This is a genomic window from Thermosynechococcus sp. PKX95, from assembly GCF_031583295.1.
Taxonomy (GTDB): domain Bacteria; phylum Cyanobacteriota; class Cyanobacteriia; order Thermosynechococcales; family Thermosynechococcaceae; genus Thermosynechococcus.
Window position 1 is genome coordinate 2,180,228 of the sequence record NZ_CP134171.1, and the last position, 16,691, is coordinate 2,196,918.

Consider the following 16,691-nt stretch of genomic DNA (forward strand, 5'->3'; position numbering starts at 1 on the left):
TGTGGAACGCACGATTGCCGAAATCAATGAAAAGATTACAGCAGGCAAAGCCACCGTTTGGACATTGGCAGAACTCAAAGCCCGCCTTGAAAGCTTGAGCATTGCGGAAGCAACGCGCCAAGTGGATGTGATCACGACGGGCACGTTTGAACCCATGGAATCGTCTGGGGCGATGATTAACTTGGGGCCGACGGATCCACCGATTAAACTGCGGCAGTGTTGGCTCGATGGCATTCCTGCCTACAGTGGTTTTGGCGCCGTCGATCTGTACTTGGGGGCAGCCCAATCCCTGGATCCCAATTCCGAAGCGGGCGAAGCCGACAGTCTGCGGGAGCGCGGGGGGGGCCATGTCATTGCCGATTTGATTGCGGGTAAAGCCATTCCCCTACGGGCAGTGGGCTATGTCACGGATTGTTATCCCCGCGCCAGTTTAGAAACGGTGATTAGCAAAGAGACGATCAATCAGTTCTATCTCTATAACCCCCGCAATCTTTATCAAAATTTTATTGTCGGTGTCAATGGGGGCGATCGCCCGCTCTATACCTACCTTGGTCCGCTGCAACCGCAACTGGGGAATGCTGTCTATGCCTGTGGCGGTGCCCTTTCACCTCTATTGAATGATCCCTACTTGCGACTGGTGGGGATTGGCACGCGCATTTTTCTCGGCGGTGGCATTGGTTATGTGGCGTGGGAAGGCACTCAACACTTCCCCTTGCAAAAACGGTTGGCCAACGACACCCCCATTGGTCCAGCAGCCACCCTTGCCCTGATTGGTGATGCCAAACAGATGGATCCCTTTTGGGTGCGGGGCTGCTATTTCAAGCACTATGGAGCGTCCCTGATGCTGGGGGTGGGGGTTCCGCTGCCGGTGCTGGATCAAGAGGTCATTGCCCGCTGTGCCATTCGCGATGAGGAAGTGGTGGCGCCGATTATTGACTTTTCAATTCCCCGCCGCGTGCGTCCCACCTTTGGCATGGTCAACTATGCTCAACTCAAGTCAGGCAAAATCAAAATTGAAGGCAAAACTGTGCGCACTGCTCCCCTGACGAGTCTTTACTTTAGTCAGCGCATTGCCGAAGTCCTCAAAGACTGGATCCACAGTGGTCGTTTTACCCTCACAGAACCCGTTGCCCCCCTGCCGCGCGATCGCGTCTTTTTGCCACAGCAACCTTGGATGCCCGCTGCCAGCGATGATTAATGACATTAATGACTTTTGGCGGGTAGCAACCCTCCTTTCGCTATAATGACCAATAGTTCAACCACCTTGGCCTTGGCAATTCTCCAGTCCCCGACCGAGTGATTCAGGCCACTGCTGAACACTTGCCGATGGGTGTTTAATAAAAATATAGGGTTCTGGATTCCAGCGATCGCGGACAGACGAAAAGTTGCATCCTTCATTCACTTAATTTCGTCATGCGTATTATTACGGTTGTTGTATGTTCTAGTTGTGTGTCAGTCTCAGCGTTAGGGTAGAGGTCAAGGGCTGTGCAGTATCTTGCCGAGGTGATTAAAAAAACGGGTTTCATGGGGACGAAATCCGAGTTGAAGTTGTTGATGCGTGAGCAGTCGGGCTACTGGCACCCTGTCCCCCAAAACGAAGAAACGATTCCCTTTGACAACAGTCGTGACTACGGCAATGGTGTGTTGGTCTTTGTTGAAATGGCCGCCAACCGCCAGATTCAAAACGTGGATGAAGCAACGCGCCGTCTCACCGGTATCTTGCACGGCTTCACACGGATGCGTGAGCGCTTCCAAAGTCAAGAGGAAGAAATTGAGGGCTGGAAGCAATCCCTCTCCTATCAAGCAGAAGCTCTGAACCAACGGGAACAGGAATTTGAGCAGCGCAGAGAAGAACTCCAAGAACTAGAGGCGCAACTGGCCGGCGCTGAAGAGCAGCTAGCACAACTCAACAAATTGCGAGAAGAATTGACCGCCGAGGAACAGCGGATTCAAGCAGAGCGCCAAGCCCTTGAAAATTTACGCCACCAAGTGCACCAAGAGCAGCAGCGCTGGGAACAACTTAAATCAAGCCACAGCGTTGGCCTATCCCCAGAGCAAATTCGCCAAGTGGACTCGATTTTGCGGCAGTTGGCAGAGACCCTCAACAGTGGTGGGCGTCCTCAAATCGCGGAATGTTTTCAAATTTTAGACCAGCAGCAGGCCTTGCTGAGTCAATACTGGCAGCAACTGGAGCAACTGGAGCAGGAGCTGAGTCAACGGCAAGCTGCCCTAGAGGAACAACTGCAAGCCTTCCATGCAAAGGAGGAGACGTGGCGCACCGCCCAAGAACAATTTTGGCAAGACAGTCGGGCGATCGCCCTGCAGGAGGAACTCTGCCGCTACAAACAGTCCGTGCTTGAAAAAGAACGTCACCTCCTTGCCCAACAGGAGGAAATGATCCAGCAAATGCGCCAAGCCATGGTCAGTGATCTCACAGAGGCCGTGGATGTGAATGCCCTGATGAAAATGCCCATGGAGGAACTCGAAAAAGAAGTCGCCAACCGCGGTAATGACCTCAAACGTGCCTCTGCCTTTGTCAACGATCAAGAAGAAGAGCTAAAAATGGCTCTGGAGTCCTTAGCAGAACTGGAGCAAAAAGTCAAAGACGCCAGTGATTTCGATCGCCTGCAACTGGCAGGAGAACTGGAGGACGAACGCCAGCGCTGTAATCTGCTCAATCAGGCGCTTGAAGGACAGCGGCAAAATATCCGTGAAAAAGAAGCGATCTACAAAATCCACAAACAAGTGCTAGAGGCGCGCAAAGATCCCGCCTCCCAACAGGGCATTAGCCTCATTCCCATCCTCAGTGAACTGGAGCGCCAGTTTCAAGAGTACAGTGTGGCTGTCAATCAACTCGCGGAAGAATTGCAGCAGGCCTATACTGATCTCGAAAGTCTGCGCCATGACCTTGAAGAGCGCCGCAAACTGCAACAGCAGCAAAAAGATCAACTCAGTCAAGAAGAACAGGCACTGATTGAAGAGCAACGGTTACTCGCTGCCAAGCGCGGCCAAGCGAATCTACTGCGGGAGATTTTACAGCCCGTTCAAGATCGCCTCAATCACCTGCGCCAAGGCCTAGAGGGACTAAACCAAAATATCCTCAATGGCCGTCCCAGTGCTCTCATTTCTGAATTGCAGCAGGTCGTCATGAATCTAGGGCAGGGGGCTTAGTCGCTAATTGCGCTGCCGCATCGCGTCTCGGACTTTGGTTTCTCCTGCGCGGTTATTTTGCTCACGGTACAGTTTCAAAGCCACTTGATAGGCACTGCGAGCCTCCTGCCGCCGCCCTTGCGCTGCCAAGGCTTTGCCCAAGCGATAAAATCCCTCGGGATCTCTAGGGTTGATCTGCGTAGCTTGACGATAAATTGCCGCCGCTTCAAGGGGGTTGTTCTGCTGCATTAACAACTCGCCAAAGCTAAAGTAGGTGGCTAGCCGTTCGGGTTGCAAAGTGATTAGGCGGCGATAGGTTTGAATGGCTCGCTCGGGTTGATTCGCCGCAACGGCCAGTTCAGCCACCTGTTGTAGCAGATCCGCATCCCGCTGACCCAAGTTAGCGGCGCGATCAATCGCTTGCCAGCCATTGCTAGGATCGCCGGCGGCCAGAAGTGCCATCCCCAAGTTGAGTTGAATCGAGGCATTGCCGGGGGCAAGGGCTGCCGCCTGTTGCAGACTACTGAGGGCTTCAGGAATATTGCGTTGTTGGAGCAGCAAAACGCCTAATCCCTTTTGAGCCGCCCAATTGCGGGGGTCAAGACTGAGGGCGGAGCGGTAGGCCTGTATAGCGCCTTGGGGATCCCCCATGCGGGCGAGAATCACCGCCAGTCCTTCGTAGGATTGGGCATTACGGTTATTCAGGCGAATGGCTTGGCGGTAGGCGGCAGCAGCCCCGTGGTTTTCCCCCATCATCCCCAGACTGTAGCCGAGGGCATAGTAAAAATCAGCGTTTTGTTGATCCAGCTCAATAGCGCGTTGGTAGGCACGGGCGGCTTCGGCAAATTGTCCCTGCTGGGCATAGATGTAGCCAATGGCAGAATGCACGCGGGGATTACGGCTCTCGCTCTGGAGCAGTTGCTGATAAATGGCCAAGGCTTGGGCATAGTTTCCTGCTTCCACTAGCCGTCGCCCTTCTTGCATCAGCGTGCTGACTTGGCTATTGGCGTGTACTGGCGATGCCATCCAAAGGCCAAGACTGGCAATACTAGCCCACAAAAGGGAATTGAAGCGCATCGTGAGTGAGTCCTCCTCGCAAACGTTAACCCCAACTTAACGGTTGTTTACAGCTCTCTTAAGAGATACTGCAAATTCCGCCAAGGGCGATCGCCAAGGGTTAAGAGATCTAGTTAAGGCAAACTAAGGCTCTATTCTGGACAATTTTGACCCGAATGGCAAATCAAAAGGTAGGTGTGCGATGGCGAGACGATGCAACATTGCCCTTGTGGGCAGCTACAACAGTGGCAAAACAACCCTTGCAGAAAGCATTTTGCGCCTTACCCACGCCACGAGCAGTAAGGCCAGTAGTCTTCTAGATACCAGCCCTGAGGCTCGCGATCGCCAAATGGGGGTGGAACTGAATGTCGTTCATACCCAGTATGGGGACTTGGAGCTGACGCTTCTCGACTGTCCCGGCTCGGTGGAATTGCTGCAAGAAACCCTCAATGCCCTCGTGGGGGTGGATATGGCGATCGTTGTCTGTGAACCCCTGAGCGATCGCGCCTTTACCCTAACCCCCCTGTTCAAATTCCTCGATGACTGGCAGATTCCCCATATTCTTTTTGTCAACAAGATGGAGCGCGCCCATGACCCCTACATGGAGATCCTCGCGGCCTATCGCCAAGTTTCCAGTCGCCCCTTGGTACCCCACCAGTACCCCATTTGGCAGGGGGATGATCTCTTGGGCTACATTGACTTGGTGACGGAGCAGGCCTATCACTATCATGCGGGGGCAGCGGCGGATTTAGTTCCCTTTCCTTCGGAATTACAAGCCGTTGAACAGGCGGCGCGGGCGGAGCTACTGGAGGCTCTAGCCAACTATGATGACCACCTTTTGGAAGAACTCCTTGAGGATATTGCGCCGCCAGAAAGTGAAATCATGGCGGATCTGCGCTGGGAGTTGGGAGCCGATTTAATTGTGCCCGTCTTTTTTGGCAGTGCGCAAACGGACTACGGTGTGCGCCCCCTATTGGCAGCCCTTGATCGCGAAGCACCCGATGCCACAGAAACTGCTGCCCATCGCCAGATCAATGGTGAAGAACCCCTCGCCCAAGTGCTGAAGACCTTCTATCTACCCCAAGGAGGCGGCAAGCTCTCCCTCGTTCGGGTCTGGCAGGGTACCTTGACCGATGGTATGAGCTTGAATGGGGTGCGCGTGGGGGGTATCTACCGTGCCCAAGGTACACAACTGGAATCCTTGGGACAAGCCACAGCGGGGGACATCGTTCTCTTGGCGCGGCTAGAGGGCATTCGTACGGGTGAGACCCTCAGTATCAATGGTCAGGCGGTGCCTTTGCCCTGTGCCCCCCAACTAGAACCCGTCTATGCCTTGGCCATTACCCCCAGTAAACGCAGTGATGAGGTGAAGCTCACCAGCGCGCTGCAAAAACTCCTTGAGGAAGATCCGGCGCTGCGCTGGGAACAGCATGGCGATACCCATGAAATTATTCTCTGGGGACAGGGTGACATTCACTTGCAGATTGCCCTTGATCGCCTGCGCCGCAAATATAACCTACCGATGCAAACCCATCTCCCCCAAGTCCCCTACAAGGAAACCATTCGCCGCAGCACGAAAAACAGTCATGGCCGCTATAAACATCAAACCGGTGGCCACGGCCAGTTTGGCGATGTCTACCTCGATATTGCTCCCCTAGAACGCGGCAGCGGCTTTCAATTTAGTGAAACCATTGTCGGCGGCGTTGTGCCCAAGCAATATATCCCCGGTGTCGAGCAAGGGGTGCGGGAATTTCTCAACCAAGGACCGTTGGGATTTCCGATCGTGGATGTGGCGGTGACCCTCACCAATGGCTCCTATCACTCCGTGGATAGCTCTGAGCAGGCCTTTCGCCAAGCGGCTCGCCTCGCCATGCAAGCGGGAATTCCCCAGTGTGAACCGCAACTCCTAGAACCCATCATGGCAGTCCAAGTGTGGATGCCCCAAGCTTTTACGGCTAAGGTGATGCAGGCGTTGACGGGGCGGCGCGGTCAGGTTTTGGGCTACAGCAATAAGGAGGGTTGGCCCGGCTGGGAACAGATTGAGGCTTATTTACCCCAAGCAGAAATGCATGACTTTGTGGTGGAGTTGCGATCGCTGACAATGGGCACAGGTGGCTTCCATTGGCAATTTGACCATCTTCAAGAAGTACCGGAGAAACTGGCCGCGACGATTGTCCAGCGCCACAAAAAAGCCTAGGCTACCAGTTGAGCCGCCTTGGCCTGCAATTCCTGAAGTCGTGTGGCCATAATCTGCTGAATCTGCGCCTCCTGCTGGCGATCGCTCGCATCCAGATCATCAGCCACGGTGCCGGGAGCCGCTTGGAATTTCTTGAGTTGACGGTCAAAGAAACTATTGGGAAAGCGGCGGTACTCAACGGTCTGCTGCTGGAGGTGGGCAGTGTGGCAAAACTGGTGCAGCCAATGGGCATAGGCCACATCCTCAGCCCCATAGCGAAATTGGCGAAACACCTCCTCTTCGGGAAAGCCGCCAATAAACTCATGGACTTCGCGGCGCACGGCGAGATTGAGCACCAGCGTTTGCTCGAGGCTTTTGTGCCAGTAGGGATGCAGGCGATCGCGACAATAGACCCCCGTGCGTACCGCCCCAAAATACGCTGGGGCATAGGGTGCGGGTAAAGGCTGATTCAACACCGATAGGGCTAAAAACAGATGCTCAGGGCGGTAGAGATCATCGGCATCACAGAAAAAAATCACCTCCCCTTTGGCCAAGCGCACCCCCATGTTCCGCGCTGCCGCAATCCCAATATTCGTCGGCAAGCCCACCAATTGTAGGGGCACGGCATTCGGCCATCCTGCCGTCGCCACATCACAGGTGTGATCCGTTGAACCATCGCTAATCAGGATGAATTCCCCCGCAGTGGCGTAGGGGAAGTGCTGTTGGAGGTAGCGGCAACTGGCGGCAATGCTCTCAAGGGTTTCCCGAAAGACCGTTTCTCCCCGTTGGGTCACCACATTGTAGGCGGGCATCACAATCGAGAAGGAACGTAGGCCAGCAAGTTCCACAGCAAGTCCCTCAGTCACTCGCCCTCATTTTCTCCCTAGGAGCGGCTGCGATGCAAAAATTTCCCGAGGGGTTGACAAACGCTCAGGGCATTCGCTACATTAACTAATGCTGAGTCTTGCCCCCATCGTCTAGAGGCCTAGGACACCTCCCTTTCACGGAGGCGACGGGGATTCGAATTCCCCTGGGGGTATCCTCCATTGGCAACCTCAACGTGAACGGTCGATATTTGATTCGCCGCTCCCCTGCCAAAGTGCCACAATACGGAAAGTAGTGCAGGAGACAAAGGATGGACTGGGCAACGCGGGTGATGCGGGTCACGCCGTCGGTAACGCTGGCGATTGATGCCAAAGCCAAGGCAATGCGCGCAGCGGGAGAGGATATCTGTAGCTTTAGTGCGGGCGAACCCGACTTTGACACCCCTGCCCACATTCGTGAGGCGGCAAAAGCAGCGCTCGATCAAGGCAAAACCCGCTATGGTCCGGCGGCAGGGGAACCGGCCTTGCGGCAGGCGATCGCCACCAAGCTCAACAACGACAACCACCTGCCCTATCGCGCCGAAAATATCCTAGTGACCAATGGCGGCAAGCAAGCCCTCTTTAACCTGATGCTAGCCCTAATCAATCCCGGCGATGAGGTGATTATTCCTGCCCCCTACTGGGTGAGCTATCCAGAAATGGTGCACTTGGCCAGTGGCACGCCGGTGATTGTGACAACCACTGCGGAAACCGGCTATCGGATTACCCCTGCCCAGCTAGAGGATGCCATTACCCCCAAAACACGGCTCTTTGTCCTCAACTCCCCCAGCAACCCCACGGGCATGGTCTATACCCCCGAGGAAATTCGCGAACTAGCGGCAGTCATTGTGCGGCATCAACTGTGGGTGATCTCCGATGAGATTTACGAGAAGATTCTCTACGATGGGGCTGAACACCTGAGCATCGGTGCTGTCAGTGAGGCGGCCTTTGAGCGAACCATTGTCTGTAGTGGCTTTGCCAAGGCCTATGCGATGACAGGTTGGCGTGTGGGCTATCTGGCAGGGGCAACCGATGTCATTAAAGTCGCCACGAAAATTCAGAGCCACAGCACCTCAAATGTCTGTACCTTTGCCCAATACGGTGCCCTTGCGGCTCTAGAGGGAAGTCAAGCCTGTGTGGCCGAAATGGTGGCCGCCTTCCGCGATCGCCGTGCCTGTATCTATGAACGCATTTCTGAGATTCCTCGCCTGCGCTGTCTCAAACCCCAAGGCGCCTTTTATCTCTTTGTGGATATTAGCGAAACGGGTTTAAGTTCCGTAGAGTTTTGCGATCGTCTGCTGGAGGAAGAAAGAGTGGCCACGATTCCCGGTAAAGCCTTTGGCATGGATGATCACATTCGCCTCTCCTACGCCACAGATTTGGCCACCATTGAAAAAGGCCTGACGCGACTGGCAAAATTTGTCGAGCGGCTCTAAATCCACAACTGCGCCATCGGTAGGAGAAACCCCGGCATCACCTCACTGCAATCAACCACCTCAGGGGAGTCCAAAACCACCACTTCCGCTTGGGGACGATAGAGTTCCACTTGACGGTCTTGGGAATTGATCAGCAGCCCCAAGCGCACCCCCAGTCGCCGATACTCCTGCATTTTGGCGCGTAAGCGGTCAATCGCATCCGAGGGCGATCGCAACTCAGCAACGAAATCCGGCACGATGGGGATAAAGCCCGTCAGATCAACGCCCTCTAGGCGGGGGCTAGCAATCCAGGAGACATCTGGGGAGAGTTTGCCGCCCCCCAAAGCTGTAAAGTCATAGCCCGTTGAGGAATCAAAGGCACGCCCCAGTTGCGTTTGCCGGTTCCAAAGCCCCACTTCCACAATCAGCTCAAAATTTTGGGCACCCGTTTGCCCCCCCGTTGGCGGCATGACAATCAATTCTCCAGCCTTGGTCAATTCTAGGCGCAGATCAGGATTATCGCGGCAGAGCTGATCAAACTGCTCTGGGGTCACCTGCACCGTTGCATTGCGGACATTGAGCAGCAGCGGCGAGCTGTCCACGGCTGTCGTAGAAGTCATAACAGTTGGTTCAAGCCGAATAACTTGATCCTAGCGAAGGCGACTTAGAGATGGTCTTTGACGTATTTCCACGCTAGTTTGGCTGCACCGACGATGCCCGCGTGATTGCCAAGGGTGGCTCGCAAACAGTGGAGGTTATTGCGGGAGGTGGGCAGCACCCGCTCTTCCAATTCAGCAATCATCGAGGGAAAAAAGAGGTCACTGGCGGCACTAATCCCCCCACCAATAATCACTGCTTCGGGGGTGAGGACATACACAAGGCTCGCAATGCCAGCGGCTAATTCACGGCCATAGCTTTGCCAGAGGGCGATCGCCTCAGGGTCACCATTGTTGGCTCGCTCTGCCATCTCATGGGGTTCACAGCCCCAGCGCCGCCGCAGGGCTTGGGCAGAAACATGTTGCTCAAGGGAACCGCGATTGCCACTGTTGCAGGGAGGCCCTGTGTAGTCGAGGGTAATCAGCCCCAACTCGCCGGCGGCGCCATCCCGACCGACAAAGAGATCGCCATTGAGGATGATCGCACCGCCGACCCCCGTCCCCAAGGTCAGCAAAATTAGATCCTTAAACTGACTCCCTGCCCCTAGCCATGCTTCTCCGAGGCCGGCACAGTTGGCATCGTTACCAATCACGGTGGGCTTGCCCGTCAACTGTTCGAGGCTGTCGCTAATGGGCACTTCGTACCAGTCAAGGTTAATCGCACGGCGGGCAATACGACCAGTGGCATCCACAGGCCCCGGTATCCCCATCCCGATCGCCAGCGCCCGATCCTCCCCATCCAGTTCTTTAATCCCCTGCACAATGGCTTTAATCACCCGTTCTGGAAAGGGGGGCTGAGGGGTCGGCAACGTCAGGGCATTGAGGCAATCTCCCTTGGGACTAAAGCGCCCCATTTTGATGGCAGTGCCACCAAGATCAACACCAATCACGTAGGGTTCACTCACAGAGATTTTGTGGGTCTCAATTGCAGGCGATCGCGGGCATCGTCGCCCAGTTGAATCGTCACATCCGATGCTAACACACCTGTACTCTCCACCCGCACTTCACCAAATCCCAGCAATAGCTGCACCCGCCGCGCTGCCGCCAAATCCCCCTGCTGAGCAATGATCCGTGTCATCGGGAGCGGTTGGGGCAATGGCTCTGCCAGCAAAGGATCAGGGTAACCGGCGGTTTGCAGTTGCTGACTCAGACGCATGACCAATGATTCTGGCAGGGTGGTATTTTGAATCGCAATGCGCACCTGGGCAGGGGGGGTCAAACCCGTCTCGCGCGGATCAGCCGTGGGAGTATCGCGGAAATAGTGATCCGTCAGCCAAGCAATCCGTTGGTAATCGGGCAACCAATAGCTCACTTCCACTTCATCGGTGCTGCCATTAAAGTTCCCCGGCAGCATCAGAAACTCCACCCGCGATCGCGGCAAGCTAGTGAGGAATTGCCCCAAGCTCATCAGTTCCTCAACCGTTAAATTGGTATCCAAGTTTTCGCGAATAATACTGAGAAGCTGGGGGGTACGGGCAAGGGTTTCGGGGCGAGCCGTTTGCTCCATTAGTGTCCGCAAAAACATCTGTTGTCGCTGCACGCGGCCAATATCGCCAAGGGCATCGTAGCGAAAGCGCAGAAATTGTAGGGCTTGGTTGCCATTCAGGTGTTGTCGTCCGGGCTGCAAATCAATGTAGAGGCGCTGACTGTCATCCCGATAGCGCATGGCTGTGGGTACATCCACTGTCACCCCCCCAAGGGCATCAATGAGTTTCTCAATGCCTTGAACGTTAATGCGCAAATAGCGATCGATGGGCACATCCCCCAGCAAATCACTCACGGTTTCCGCCGCCAGTGCGGGTCCACCGAGGGCATTGGCTTCGTTAATTTTGGCGTCGCCTCGGCCGGGGATAAAGGTCAGCGTATCGCGGGGAATTGACAACACCACTAACCGTTGCTGCACTGGGTCAAAACGCACGAGTAGCAGTGAGTCCGATAGCCCTTCAACGGAATTCACTAGGGCATGGTAGGTAAGGTTGGGGTCAGGCGGTTCATCTAAGTCGGAGGTTAAAACCTTGGAGCCAATGAGCAGTAAATTCAAGGGTTGATGGAGCCTTGCCCCTGTCCAGCGATCGCCCCGTTGAAACACCTGCCACTCCCGACTGCTGAGCGATCGCTGCATAAGCGGTGTACTCTGACTCAATAGCCCCCAGAGTGCCCCCAAGCTGCCGGAGATTAAGGCAACCCCTAGCCACAACACCAGTCGCCAAAATAAACCCCCTTCTTCAGGCGGAGCGGGTCGTCGTCGGTGTTGCCATCGAATAAACACTATTGCCTCGGCACACTAAAATTCCCTTAAGCCTACCATATAGCCCTTTTCTCCTATGACGTACATGAAGCGTCTTCGATACGGAGTTTCACCCTTTGGAGCCGGTGTCATCCCTGTAAAAAGAACTGTCAACAAGGTGGCAGGATACAATACTCAGATACCCAACCTATACGCAACCGATTGCGGCTAAAATGCAATTTATTGACCTTGCCGAAATTCATGTCAAAGCTGGAAAGGGGGGCGACGGCATTATTGCCTTTCGCCGTGAAAAATACGTGCCTGCGGGAGGCCCCTCAGGGGGGAATGGTGGCAATGGTGGGTCAGTCATTCTCAAAGCGGTACCCCATTTACAAACGCTGCTGGACTTTCGCTATGCCCATGTCTTCAAAGCGGACAATGGCCAACGGGGCGGGCCGCATAACCGTACGGGTGCCTGTGGTGCAGATTTAGTGATTGAAGTGCCCTGTGGCACCATGGTTTGGGATGCCGAAACCGAGGAATTGCTGGGAGACCTCACCACCCCCGGTCAAACGCTGCTGGTGGCTAAGGGGGGCAAAGGGGGTTTAGGGAATAAGCACTTCCTGAGTAATCATCAACGGGCACCAGACTATGCCCTACCGGGGCTAGAGGGGGAAGAACGGCATCTCCGACTAGAACTCAAACTACTGGCGGAAGTGGGCATTATTGGCCTGCCCAATGCCGGTAAATCCACCCTAATTTCGGTGTTGTCGGCAGCGCGACCGAAAATTGCCGATTATCCCTTTACAACCTTGGTGCCCAATTTAGGTGTGGTGCGCCAACCCAATGGTGATGGAACCGTGTTTGCTGATATTCCCGGTCTCATTGCCGGTGCCCATGCGGGGTTGGGGTTGGGGCATGAGTTTCTCCGCCATATTGAGCGTACCCGTCTGCTGCTGCACTTGATTGATGCCACGGCTGAGGATGTGGTGGCTGCTTACCAAACCATTCGCGATGAGCTAGTGGCTTATGGTCACGGCTTGGCCGATCGCCCGCAAATTATTGCCCTCAACAAAATTGATGCCCTAGAACCTTCCCAAATTGCTGCAGTTGAAGACACCCTTACTGCCTATACCGGTCAACGGGTTTTTGCCATCTCTGCGGTGGCGCGTCAGGGGTTAGAGCCTCTCTTAGATGCCATTTGGCAGGAACTGGGGGTGAGCGTTTCCCATCAGTATTCTTGATTGTGACGGGTGCTGTTGAGGAACCACCGAGGAAAAAAATGAACACCAGAAGATGCCTTGTCCGGGGCGCGATCGCCCTTGGAAGTAGTCTGATTCTTGGTCTGTGTTCGCCAACTCTAGCCCAGCCATCCCCCCAGCAATTTCAGGAACTCGCCAATCAAATTGATCAACTGCGGGAACAAGGTAATATGCAGGCTGCTATTCCCCTAGCAGAGCGCTTTGTGACCTTAGTGGAAAATACACTGGACAGCAACCATCCCCTTTTGGCAGCCAGTCTCAACGAATTGGCAAAGCTCCATGTTGAGCAGGGAAATTATGCAGCAGCACTCCCCCTCTATCAGCGGGCATTGACTATCTACGAGCGTGCTGGCGGGTCAGATCAACCAGAGGTGTCTGCAACACTCAATAACTTGGCCAATCTTTACCGTGCCCAAGGGAACTATGATACTGCGTTGCCAGTGTTTCAGCGGGCATTGGCGATCGCCGAAAAGACCCTAGGGTTCAATCATCCCGAAGTGGCGGTCATTCTCAATAACATCGGTCTCCTCTACACTGAGCAAAAAAAGAGGGCAGCCGCCCTGCCCTTGTATCAACGCGCCCTCAGAATCTTTGAGCAAACCCTTGGGGAGAAGAGTCCCTACGTGGCAACAACGCTGAACAACCTCGCAGCCCTGTATCGGGAACAAAAGAATTATGCTGACGCCTTGCCCTTGTACCAACGTGCCCTTCAGATTCGCGAACAAACGTTGCCCGCAGGTCACCCCGATATTGCTGCCAGCCTGAATAATTTAGCCACGCTCTATTTTGATCAGCGCAACTACGCAGCGGCACTGCCTCTCTATCAACGGGCGCTGGCGATCGCCCAATCCCGCCTAGGAGACCTCCATCCCAACACTGCCGTTGCTCTCGGCAACCTTGCTGCGGTCTATTGGCAACAGGGAGATTTGAGGCAGGCCCTTGCCCTACTGAACAATGTTCAAGAAATCGAAGAAAAGAACCTCACTCAAAATCTGGTCGTTGGCGCTGAGGATTACAAGCGTAGGTATCTGACTACCTTTCAAGACACGACGAATGCCATTCTCACGCTGCACCTGCAGAACCTGCCCCAAGATCCTGAGGCCACCGCCTTGGCTCTGACAACACTCTTGCGCCGCAAAGGGCGATTACTGGATTTTCTCAGCCAGAACCAAGCACGACTGCGACGGCAACTAGCGGCGCCAGATCAAGCGAAGCTCCAGCAACTCACCACATTGCGCACAACCATCGCTAAACTCGTTTTTGCTTCAGCAAAGCCAGCAGCTTTCTCCCAAGTCCAGCAGCTTCAAGCCCAGGCCAATCAACTGGAAGCCGAACTGAGTCTGCGCAGTGCTAGCTTTCGCGAACTCACTCAACCCGTAACCATCGCTGCGGTTCAACGAGCGATTCCGGCTAATGCTGCTTTGATTGAGTTTATTCGCTATCGCCCCTACGACTTGGGCAAACAGAGCTTTGGTGAGCCGCGCTATGGCGTCTATGTATTGCGTGCCACGGGTCAGCCCCTAGGGAGAGATCTTGGCACCGCTGCTGAAATTGATACCCAAGTACGCCAGACTCGCTTACGTTTGGCTGACCCTCGCTTACCCAAGGGTGAAGTTCAACGGGCAGCTCAAGTTCTTGCCGAGCGGGTGATGACGCCGATTCGTCCGTGGATTGGCAATGTGACTCATTTGCTCATTGCCCCGGATGGGGAGTTGAATACTATTCCCTTTCAGGCACTTGTGGATGCCCAAGGGCGCTATTTAGTGGAGTCTTACATGATCACATTGCTGACCTCTGGGCGCGAACTCTTGCGCCTTCAATCCCAATCTGTAACTGTTCATACTCCTTTGATTATTGCTGACCCTAGTTTCGATCGCTCCTTCGGCAATGCCCCTTCAGCAACGGTGCGCTCTCTTGATTTGCGGAGTTTGACTTTTGCTCCCCTACCGGGGACGACTGAGGAAGCGCAAGCACTGAGGGTGCTCCTTCCCCAAGCTCAGGTATTACTCCAAGCAGCAGCCACAGAAGCAGCGGTTAAGGCAGCAAATTCCCCTAAAGTTCTCCACTTGGCTACCCATGGCTTCTTTCTAGCCCCATCAGGAAACAGGGATATTCTGGAAAACCCCCTCTTGCGATCCGGGTTGGCCTTAGCGGGATTTAACCAACGCCAGAGTGGTTCAGATGTGGATGATGGTGTCCTTACTGCTTTGGAAGTGACCGGCATGAACCTCAGCGGCACAGAATTAGTGGTGTTATCGGCCTGTGATACGGGACGGGGGGAGGTGGTCAACGGTGAAGGGGTCTATGGTCTGCGCCGTGCCTTTACCATAGCCGGGGCGCGATCGCAGGTGAGTACCCTATGGAAAGTGGATGATCAAGTAACCCGCGATATGATGGTGGCCTTTTACCAAAATCTGCACCGAGGCATGGGGCGCACAGAAGCCCTGCGGCAAGTCCAGCTTCAGCGACTCAAGGATGAATCCCCCTACTATTGGGCGGCGTTTGTTTCCAGTGGTGATTGGTCTCCCTTAGCATTGCCCCGATGACGATGGTTCGTGCCATTCAATACCGTCTTGCACTGTGGTATGTGGGGGTAACGGCACTCCTGCTCCTCATCTTTGCCACGGGGTTCTTTTTCTATGTGCGGGGAACCCTGATCGAGCGCATTGATGACACCCTCAGCCACGTTGTTGAGGTGGTGAGTCGTTCCCTGATTATTGACACGGCCACGGCGGAAGCCATTGATTGGCAAACCAGTTTAGGCAGTAGTCCCCTTGCGGCACTGGAGGAGGATCACATTGACCTAGAGGGGTTTACTCCGGATCAGCAGTTGGCTTGGAGCACGTTTTCAGAACCCCTTGATCTGCCCTTGCATCTGAATCGGACAGCAGAAACGGTGCAGGTGGGGGAGGATCGCTGGCTACGGCAGATGACGGTGGCCTTAGTGGTGGGCGATCGCCTACTGGGCTATTTGCGGGTCAGCCATCCTTGGTTCGAGGTGACCCAACCGAGTCAAGCCCTACTCTGGGATCTCTTGGTTGGTATGACCATCACGCTGACACTGGTGAGTATTAGTGGCTGGTTTTTGTCACGGCTGGCGATCGCCCCCCTGCAGCAGTCCTATGCTTATTTGAAGCAATTTACCGCTGATGCTTCCCATGAATTGCGCAACCCCGTGGCCCTCATTCAAACCAATGTCCAGGTTGCCTTAGCCACTGCGGATCCGGAAACCCAACGCCAACAACTCCTAGTCATTGAACGCCTTAGTCGCCGCCTCAGTCGCTTAGTGGATGATTTGCTCTTTCTAACTCGTCAAGATAGCGGCATGATTCCCCTGCAGGCCCAGCCCTGTCACCTTGATGCCCTGCTTTTGGGGGTGATTGAGGAGCAGACGCCCTTGATTGAGCAAAAACACCTTCAACTGGCGTTGGAGCTTGCGGATCCCCAGACCTCAGAGACAGAGGCCTATCGTCTGTGGGGCAACCCCGATCACCTGAGTCGCTTGTTAACAAATATCCTCAGTAATGCCGTGCAATATACCCCTGCCGGTGGTCAGATTCAAGTGAGGTTGGATCAGCAGGGCAAATTCTACCGCTTGGTGATTGCCGATAATGGACCGGGGATTCCCGCCAGTGAACTGCCCCGCCTGTTTGATCGCTTTTATCGCCTTCAGGGCACAAAGTCCGAAGGGACGGGTTTAGGGCTGGCGATCGCCCAATCCATTGTCAAAGCCCACCGCGGTCAGATTCAGGTGACTAGCGAAGTCGGTCAAGGCACCTGCTTTACGATTCTGCTGCCAGCGGAAATAAAAGAGATCTAGATCACTGGTACGATCATCGCCAGAGTTATCCCCAAATCCGCCAGTTTTATTAGGATTGCCACCACT

At 54.7% G+C, this 16,691-nt stretch carries 12 protein-coding genes and 1 tRNA gene; 8 read left to right on the forward strand and 5 right to left on the reverse strand.

Features of this window, described 5'->3' with window-relative positions:
• Position 1 precedes the first annotated feature (1 nt).
• Both RHH81_RS10725 and hmpF read left to right on the forward strand, forming a co-directional pair.
• Positions 2–1,198 (forward strand): homocysteine biosynthesis protein, encoded by a 1,197-nt coding sequence (locus RHH81_RS10725; protein WP_206200158.1) that lies wholly within the window; start codon positions 2–4, stop codon positions 1,196–1,198.
• 287 nt (positions 1,199–1,485) lie between these two features.
• Positions 1,486–3,171, forward strand: a complete 1,686-nt coding sequence (gene hmpF, locus RHH81_RS10730; protein WP_206200159.1) for a pilus motility taxis protein HmpF — start codon at positions 1,486–1,488, stop codon at positions 3,169–3,171.
• Positions 3,172–3,174: 3 nt separating this feature from the next.
• Here hmpF and RHH81_RS10735 read toward each other — a convergent pair whose 3' ends face one another.
• The gene (locus tag RHH81_RS10735; protein ID WP_310744294.1) at positions 3,175–4,176 is read right to left on the reverse strand and encodes a tetratricopeptide repeat protein; all 1,002 of its coding nucleotides are present in this window, start codon (positions 4,174–4,176) and stop codon (positions 3,175–3,177) included.
• Between the two features lie 232 nt (positions 4,177–4,408).
• Between RHH81_RS10735 and RHH81_RS10740 the strand changes: the two genes are divergently transcribed.
• Positions 4,409–6,403, forward strand: coding sequence for an elongation factor G (locus RHH81_RS10740; protein WP_286625052.1), 1,995 nt, complete (start codon positions 4,409–4,411; stop codon positions 6,401–6,403).
• On the opposite strand, the gene RHH81_RS10745 is transcribed toward RHH81_RS10740, so the two are convergent.
• Complete coding sequence (locus tag RHH81_RS10745; RefSeq protein ID WP_206200162.1) at positions 6,400–7,248, reverse strand: glycosyltransferase family A protein; 849 nt, start codon at positions 7,246–7,248, stop codon at positions 6,400–6,402. The two genes, RHH81_RS10740 and RHH81_RS10745, sit on opposite strands and share 4 nt — an antisense overlap.
• A 100-nt stretch (positions 7,249–7,348) precedes the next feature.
• On the opposite strand from RHH81_RS10745, the gene RHH81_RS10750 reads away from it, so the two are divergent.
• Positions 7,349–7,421: transfer RNA gene (locus RHH81_RS10750), tRNA-Glu, on the forward strand.
• A gap of 96 nt (positions 7,422–7,517) precedes the next feature.
• Positions 7,518–8,681, forward strand: coding sequence for a pyridoxal phosphate-dependent aminotransferase (locus tag RHH81_RS10755; RefSeq protein WP_310743043.1), 1,164 nt, complete (start codon positions 7,518–7,520; stop codon positions 8,679–8,681).
• Here the strand turns inward: RHH81_RS10755 and RHH81_RS10760 are convergent.
• From RHH81_RS10760 to RHH81_RS10770, 3 genes are read right to left on the reverse strand one after another with little or no spacing between them, the layout of a single operon-like run.
• Entirely contained in the window at positions 8,678–9,280 is a 603-nt protein-coding gene (locus RHH81_RS10760; RefSeq protein ID WP_206200164.1) for a Uma2 family endonuclease, read from the reverse strand. The two genes, RHH81_RS10755 and RHH81_RS10760, sit on opposite strands and share 4 nt — an antisense overlap.
• Positions 9,281–9,324: 44 nt before the next feature.
• The gene (locus RHH81_RS10765; protein ID WP_302678291.1) at positions 9,325–10,221 is read right to left on the reverse strand and encodes an ROK family protein; all 897 of its coding nucleotides are present in this window, start codon (positions 10,219–10,221) and stop codon (positions 9,325–9,327) included.
• Positions 10,218–11,585 carry an LCP family protein gene (locus RHH81_RS10770; protein ID WP_206200166.1) on the reverse strand — a complete coding sequence of 456 codons (1,368 nt, stop codon included), beginning with the start codon at positions 11,583–11,585 and terminating at the stop codon, positions 10,218–10,220. Before RHH81_RS10770 ends, RHH81_RS10765 begins: the two co-directional genes overlap by 4 nt.
• Positions 11,586–11,776: 191 nt before the next feature.
• Here RHH81_RS10770 and obgE point away from each other — a divergent pair, with 191 nt between their 5' ends.
• The 3 genes from obgE to RHH81_RS10785 are packed head-to-tail and all read left to right on the forward strand — an operon-like array spanning position 11,777 to position 16,625.
• On the forward strand, positions 11,777–12,787 hold the full coding sequence (gene obgE / locus RHH81_RS10775) for a GTPase ObgE (protein WP_310743044.1): 1,011 nt from the start codon (positions 11,777–11,779) through the stop codon (positions 12,785–12,787).
• Positions 12,788–12,825: 38 nt separating this feature from the next.
• A complete protein-coding gene (locus RHH81_RS10780; RefSeq protein ID WP_310743045.1) occupies positions 12,826–15,351 on the forward strand; it encodes a CHAT domain-containing protein in 2,526 nt (841 codons plus the stop codon).
• 2 nt (positions 15,352–15,353) lie between these two features.
• Complete coding sequence (locus tag RHH81_RS10785; protein ID WP_225901719.1) at positions 15,354–16,625, forward strand: cell wall metabolism sensor histidine kinase WalK; 1,272 nt, start codon at positions 15,354–15,356, stop codon at positions 16,623–16,625.
• Positions 16,626–16,691 lie beyond the last annotated feature (66 nt).